This is a genomic window from Halovenus rubra, assembly GCF_026586665.1.
Lineage (GTDB): Archaea > Halobacteriota > Halobacteria > Halobacteriales > Haloarculaceae > Halovenus > Halovenus rubra.
Window position 1 is genome coordinate 211,770 of record NZ_JAODIY010000005.1, and the last position, 6,528, is coordinate 218,297.

Annotated in this window: 6 protein-coding genes and 1 rRNA gene; 6 read left to right on the forward strand and 1 reads right to left on the reverse strand. The window is 54.8% G+C overall.

The window, feature by feature from the left end; genetic code table 11:
* The first annotated feature begins 1 nt into the window (after nucleotide 1).
* From N5098_RS05660 to N5098_RS05675, 4 genes are read left to right on the forward strand one after another with little or no spacing between them, the layout of a single operon-like run.
* Complete coding sequence (locus tag N5098_RS05660) at nucleotides 2-1,162, forward strand: sensor histidine kinase (RefSeq protein ID WP_267636750.1); 1,161 nt, start codon at nucleotides 2-4, stop codon at nucleotides 1,160-1,162.
* Nucleotides 1,163-1,190: 28 nt separating this feature from the next.
* Complete coding sequence (gene cheB / locus N5098_RS05665; protein ID WP_267636751.1) at nucleotides 1,191-2,246, forward strand: chemotaxis-specific protein-glutamate methyltransferase CheB; 1,056 nt, start codon at nucleotides 1,191-1,193, stop codon at nucleotides 2,244-2,246.
* 40 nt (nucleotides 2,247-2,286) lie between these two features.
* Nucleotides 2,287-3,333, forward strand: coding sequence for a saccharopine dehydrogenase family protein (locus N5098_RS05670; protein ID WP_267636752.1), 1,047 nt, complete (start codon nucleotides 2,287-2,289; stop codon nucleotides 3,331-3,333).
* A gap of 38 nt (nucleotides 3,334-3,371) precedes the next feature.
* Nucleotides 3,372-3,653: a DUF357 domain-containing protein gene (locus N5098_RS05675; RefSeq protein ID WP_267636753.1), complete on the forward strand. Its 282-nt coding sequence runs from the start codon at nucleotides 3,372-3,374 to the stop codon at nucleotides 3,651-3,653.
* Nucleotides 3,654-3,947: 294 nt separating this feature from the next.
* Here N5098_RS05675 and N5098_RS05680 read toward each other — a convergent pair whose 3' ends face one another.
* Nucleotides 3,948-4,469 (reverse strand): phosphate-starvation-inducible PsiE family protein, encoded by a 522-nt coding sequence (locus N5098_RS05680; RefSeq protein ID WP_267636754.1) that lies wholly within the window; start codon nucleotides 4,467-4,469, stop codon nucleotides 3,948-3,950.
* A gap of 346 nt (nucleotides 4,470-4,815) precedes the next feature.
* On the opposite strand from N5098_RS05680, the gene N5098_RS05685 reads away from it, so the two are divergent.
* Together N5098_RS05685 and N5098_RS05690 are read left to right on the forward strand one after the other, a co-directional pair.
* The gene (locus N5098_RS05685; RefSeq protein ID WP_267636755.1) at nucleotides 4,816-5,778 is read left to right on the forward strand and encodes a transcription initiation factor IIB; all 963 of its coding nucleotides are present in this window, start codon (nucleotides 4,816-4,818) and stop codon (nucleotides 5,776-5,778) included.
* A 573-nt stretch (nucleotides 5,779-6,351) separates the two neighbouring features.
* Nucleotides 6,352-6,528 (forward strand): 16S ribosomal RNA (locus N5098_RS05690); the annotation flags it as partial.

Consider the following 6,528-nt stretch of genomic DNA (forward strand, 5'->3'; position numbering starts at 1 on the left):
TATGGATGGGGACCACTGCAACGAGACACCACCCGAACATGGCCACTCGGACAGGTGGCCGACGTGGCTGTGTGAGACAGTCGACACTGTTCACACGGTACTCGATGAAGCACACTCCCCGGCAGCTCTGGGAACATCTCTCGTCGACTCACTCATAACTGTTTCTGGAGTCGGCTTCGTTTGGGTCGGGACCGAGCGGGGAAGTACACTCAGAGTACGTAGCGGGCCATCGACTACGTCACTCCCGTCAACGCTGGAGCCAGACGGTGAAACACTGACGGGAGTTGTCGAGGCAAGCGGCGATGTGTGGACGGGAGCAGAAACTGACCATTCCGATGTCTCGAGAGTAGTGGCTGCAGCTGGTGCAGATATAGACAGGTACGCATCGTTCGTTGCAATCCCGCTTCACGGAGACAAGGGAAAGTACGGCGTGTTTCATTTGTATTTGGACAGCTCCGACCGGACGCACGAGGAGACTCTCTCGTCGGTCGGTTCGGCAATTGGCCGACGAATCGATGCCTTTGAGACAGCCTCCCAGTTGACACGCGAACGCAAGCGACTGGAATCGCTGCGGAGTCTCGTTTCTCACGACCTCAGCAACCCGCTGAATGTCGCCTCCGGTCGGGTTGAACTCGCATCGATTGACGAGGACACTTCTCATCTCGATACTGTTGAGGCCGCTCTGACTGAGGTGGATGAACTAATGAAACGTGGTGTAAGCCTAGTCGAAGTTGGCCACCCTGTCGAGGAAACAGAAGAACTCTCGCTCGCGTCGCTAGCACAGGACTGCTGGTCCGATGTGAACACACAACAACACGACCTTGCTGTCGAGGACTTCCAGTTTGTTGGTGAGCGCGCACGTGTGAGAGTACTATTGAACGAACTCTTGGAGAATGCCTCTCTCCATAGCGACGATACGATGACCGTCGAGGTCGGCCCACTCTCGGAAAGCGTTGGGTTCTACGTCGCGGACAGCGGGCCTGGGATTCCCGCTGATGAACGTGAATACGTCATAGACGCTGGCTATACCACGTGCCCGGACAGAACTGGTGTAGGACTCTCGATAGCGACAGAAGTCGCTGGGGCACACGGATGGGATATTACAGTTGGTGCTGGGGACAGGGAAGGAACGCGTGTCGAAATCGTTGTTAGCCACTGGTAAGAAGCACATACAGAAATGGTACGTACATATGCATGACGGAGAAGATGTGGTAGAGGCGGTTGTCGTCGATGACTCTCAGTTCATGCGTGTCCAGATAACTAAAGTACTCGAAGAGGGGGGTATCACTGTCGTTGACGACGCACGGAACGGGACCGACGCTATCGAGACAGTCGAAACGCACAATCCAGATGTCGTAACGATGGATGTCAAGATGCCGGGAATGGACGGTATCGAGGCTGTCAAACGAATTATGGCGACACATCCGACGCCGATTCTGATGTTGAGCCGGTACACCGAAGAGGGAGCAGAGACGACATTCGAGGCACTTGATGCCGGTGCCGTCGATTTCTTTATGAAGCCCGGCGGTGAGGTGTCGACTTCTCTTCTTCGGTCCGCTGAGGATCTTGTTGATTCGGTCCGTCTCGTGGCACAAGCCGATGTCTCCGCGATACCGTCGACATCCACCGAGACAGCAACGGCAACGCCGGAACCGCTGCATTCGACATCCCCGGCGACAGTGGTCCTCGCTGCATCGACCGGTGGGCCACCAGAGGTACAATCAATACTCTCAGCGCTCCCGGAGACGTTTGATGCCCGTGTCTTCGTTATCCAACATATGCCCGATGAGTTTACTGCCCGGTTCGCCCAACGACTAGATACCCTTTCTGAACTTGCTGTTCAAGAGGCAACGCATCGAGGCTCAGTCAAGCCGGGTGAAGCTGTCGTCAGCAAAGGAGGCTATCATCTGGTTCCTCGAAACGACAATGGGACAGCAATATCTTACGACCTCACACAGAGTGAGCCAGTACACAATGTCCGCCCTGCGGCCGATGTGACACTTGAATCTGCTGCAGCAGTCTGCCAGCACCCACTTGTTGTTGTTGTCCTCACTGGGATGGGGTCAGACGGTGCAGTCGGTGTCGAACACGTCGCTGATGCCGGTGGGACTGTTATTGTCCAGAAGCCAGCAACCGCGAGCATCGCCACAATGCCTGAACACGCAATCGAGACTGGCTGTGTCGACGATATCTGTCCGCCACAGGCGATTCCAGAACGGATTATCGAGACACTCAGAGATTCATAGCAACTTGGTGCTTTTCTGGGAGGGAATGCTACGTACCGGTATGACGACGCTAATTTACGGTGCATACGGCTACACTGGTGAACGCATTGCCCGTGTGGCAGCCAAACGCGGTCTTGATATTATTGTTGCTGGTCGACACGGGACAAAAACGCGCGGCCTTGGAGTCGAACTCGGCGTCGAGTCACGAGTATTTGAGCCGAGCAACGCAAACTCGTCCCTGAACGAGGTTGAGACTGTTCTCAACTGCGCTGGTCCTTTCGAGCAAACAGCCGACCCGATTGTCGACGCCTGTCTCGATACAGGGACAGCATATCTCGACATCACCGGCGAGCTTCCGGTCTTTGAGGCACTTGCCGAGCGTGATAGAGAAGCCGAGGAAGCCGGTATCCCGCTCCTCCCCGGTCTCGGGTTTGATATTGTTCCAACTGACTGTCTGGCCTGTCATCTTCATGACCGCCTCCCGGACGCAACGCAGCTCCGGCTTGGTGTCGAGGCACGGACTGACGTCTCGGGTGGAACTGTGGCCTCTGCAGTTGAGCATGCAGGCCGTGGTGCATGCATCCGCCGGGATGGTGTCTTGGAACGTGCGACGATTGGTTCTCACTCGCAAGAAATTGACTTCGGTAACGGCTCACGGAACGCGGGTCTTCTCCCGCTTGCTGATGTTTCGACAGCGTACTACACTACCGGTATTGAAAACATCGAGACGTATATGGCCCTCCCTGAACTGGCTACCCACACACTCCAGCTAACCCAGCCCCTTTCAGCGCTGCTCGCGGTCACGCCGGTAAAACGGACAGTTCAGCAGTTGGCTCGCTGGCTAGTCGGTTCCCCTTCCGAACGTGGCAGTGTCTTTGTCTGGGGCGAAGCATCACATGGCGAGGAAACCGTCTGTTCTCGACTCGAAACGCCTGATCCGTACGCATTGACCGTCAATGCCACAACAACGGCGCTCCAGCGCCTCAACGCGATGGATACACTCCCAACTGGGTTCGAGACGCCTGCAGTGGTCTTTGACGCTGACTTTGTCCTTGGCCTCGATGGGGTTGAAGGGTTCCATGATGACCCAGTGACCGGTTCTGTCTGAAGTAACAGATCTATGGACGCCGAGCGCAAACTGTCTGTATGGCCGACCTGACAGAGAAAACCGACCGATACGAGCAGTTGCTTGACGAGGCGCTTACTGCCGCTGAGATTGCGTCACAACCGGAGACACCACTGGCGAACGGTGCTGCTGATTGTGTCGAGATGGCCCGTTCGTATCTCGAAGATGGCCGTCACTTCCGTGAGGAAGACGACCTCGTGAATGCACTTGCCGCATTCTCTTATGGGCACGCTTGGCTAGACGCGGGCGCGCGCCTTGGACTGCTTGCTGTCCCACAGGAGGGCCATCTGTTTACCGTGTAACGTAGCCAGCACCTATTTCGTGCATATTCGACGCCGTGATTGTTATATTGGTCCGATTGATACGGTCCTAATTGGACTGTTACCCACGATAAACACAGGGTACGTGTCTGTACATGTGACGCGACGCCGAACCCCTGTGTGTCCGTGAGATTTCACACTGCATAGCAGGTGTCTCTGTGTTTTAACTGTACTCCGGGATTACGTCTCCGTCCTCAAGGAGCAACGCAGGGGAGCGGAGCGACCGAGTAGGGTAGTTCACCAGCGCCACGTGTTGGCAACCATTCACGATTGAACTTACTCTTCGGAGAGTAATCCGGCGTTGCTTCCATAGTTTTGTTCGGCAAAGAGCAGTGCAACCAACGCAAAAATAATGATTCCATAGGAGCCAGCAGCGAACAGGGCATCCTTTGTCGAGGCGTATTCGCCTGTTCGAAAAATAATGGCTTTCCGAACCATCGCGATGACTCCGGTATAGATAACAAGCTGGACGATTCGTCGGGTCTTGTTTTCCTCGACGTACGCAAGAACCGTCTGGTATACCTCGACAATGATGAGCAACAGGAGACCTGTATCTATAAATCCAATAACGACGAGCGGGTCAGTGATACTCCCAGACTGCATTGCCTCAAGTATCTGTAACATCAGGTCGATGACCCCGATTGCAAAGAGTATTGCAAAAACGGTAGCCGCAGCCAGTTCGACTCCCTGAACAAAGCGGCCAATAATGCGCGAGTATTGTTCTTCTAACGACTTCGAGGCGTCTGGACTATCTGTGTCGGACGGACCCTCTGGACCGGCGGACTGCTCATCGCTCATTGATAAATCATACTGCTTGTATCCGGGTCGGTTACTGCTCACCCAATGAAATGTATGTGCGCTAGACACATATATCGCCGGTCGTAGTAAGTTGAAACGGTGACTGCTCACCGGCCACTGCGTTCCTCTGGTCACACTGCCCGGCCCACACGAGACACTTTCTCAATACATACTCGCGGAATAACACACGCTATTCTGATCTTTGTGGCCGTATTCGATGCTCTCTACTATAATCAGATTGTAAAATAGTGGGGTAACTTTTATATGTGTGAATTACTAACCAGACATTAGCGAAACGACCGGCAGACATATGTAGGTTTGTTATCCGGCAACAGAAAATCCAAAAATGAGTGAATCACCACCCCGTACGCGAACGACCGAGCGAACGACCGAACACGACGAGACAGAGAAAGAAGACGTCTGTCCGGAATGTGGCGGCAGTCTTGCAACAGATGCAGAACACGGTGAGACTGTCTGTACCGACTGTGGACTAGTTGTCGAAGAAGACGAAATTGACCCTGGACCGGAGTGGCGTGCCTTCGATTCGAGTGAGCGAGACGAGAAATCCCGCGTCGGTGCACCGACGACAAATATGATGCACGACAAGGGCCTGTCGACGAACATTGGCTGGCAAGACAAAGACGCGTACGGCAACGCGCTGTCGAGTCGCCAACGCGAGAAGATGCAACGGTTACGTACCTGGAATGAGCGGTTCCGTACCCGCGACTCCAAGGAACGTAACCTCAAGCAAGCCCTCGGCGAAATCGACCGGATGGCCTCCGCGCTTGGTCTGCCTGAAAATGTTCGGGAAACAGCAAGTGTCATCTACCGACGCGCGCTCGAAGACGACTTGCTTCCCGGCCGCTCTATCGAAGGGGTCGCCAGTTCGTCGCTGTATGCGGCGGCACGGCAGGCCGGAACACCGCGCTCGCTCGACGAACTTGAACGCGTTTCTCGCGTCGACCGGATGGAACTCACCCGAACATACCGCTACATTATCCGCGAACTTGAACTTGAAGTTAAACCCGCAGATCCAGAACACTATGTCCCGCGGTTTGCCTCTGAGCTTTCCCTCTCAGAGGAGGCTGAGCGACGCGCGCGGGACCTGATCGAACGCGGCCGCGGACAGGGTGTTATCAGCGGTAAGTCGCCCGTCGGACTTGCGGCAGCTGCCATCTACGCTGCATCACTACTGACCAACCAGAAGCTCACCCAGAGTGAAGTCGGCGATGTGGCCGACGTTTCTGAGGTCACAATTCGGAACCGCTACCACGAACTGCTTGAAGTCAACTCGGAAATACAGTCCTGACGCCGCCACACATCTTTCTGTACCGTTGTGCCTGAGTGTTTACCAACATTCAATCAAGACAACTAGTTCATACCTTCAATCGACTATCACACTCGTTTCGATTCGACGGCCTTAAACAATCCTGCCTCCTCGGTATAGATACGAAGCAGCGCGGGGCGACGTTCCCCGCCGAACCCGTCTGTCGTTCGACGCCCTTAAGTGATACAGGGCACTCGTGACAGACTGTAAATCACCTTACTCCGGGACGACCCGGGGCAAGGCAATCCGATGCCCTTAAGTGGAAACGGGCATTCCGGGTGAATACAACGAGGTTCGGTCGGGGTCGACAACGCCCGACTGCACTGGACACGATTCGATGGCAACTCGAAGGGTTTATACCCTTCACCGCCAAACAATCTGGTCCGAAGGAAATGAGGATTCCACCCCTGCGGTCCGCCGTATAGATGGGATCTGATGTTAGCTCTGGTAGTTCGGTGACACTCGGTCGGTTCTCGAGTGTCCCGATAGTCGATAGCAAGTTAGCAACACATACCGTATGTGTTCCCGCCTAACCGCCTCCCTCTGGGAGGCAACATTCCGGTTGATCCTGCCGGAGGCCATTGCTATCGGAGTCCGATTTAGCCATGCTAGTCGCACGGGTTTAGACCCGTGGCATATAGCTCAGTAACACGTGGCCAAACTACCCTATGGATGAGAATACTCTCGGGAAACTGAGGCTAATTCTCAATACAGCTTCCATGCTGGAGTGCA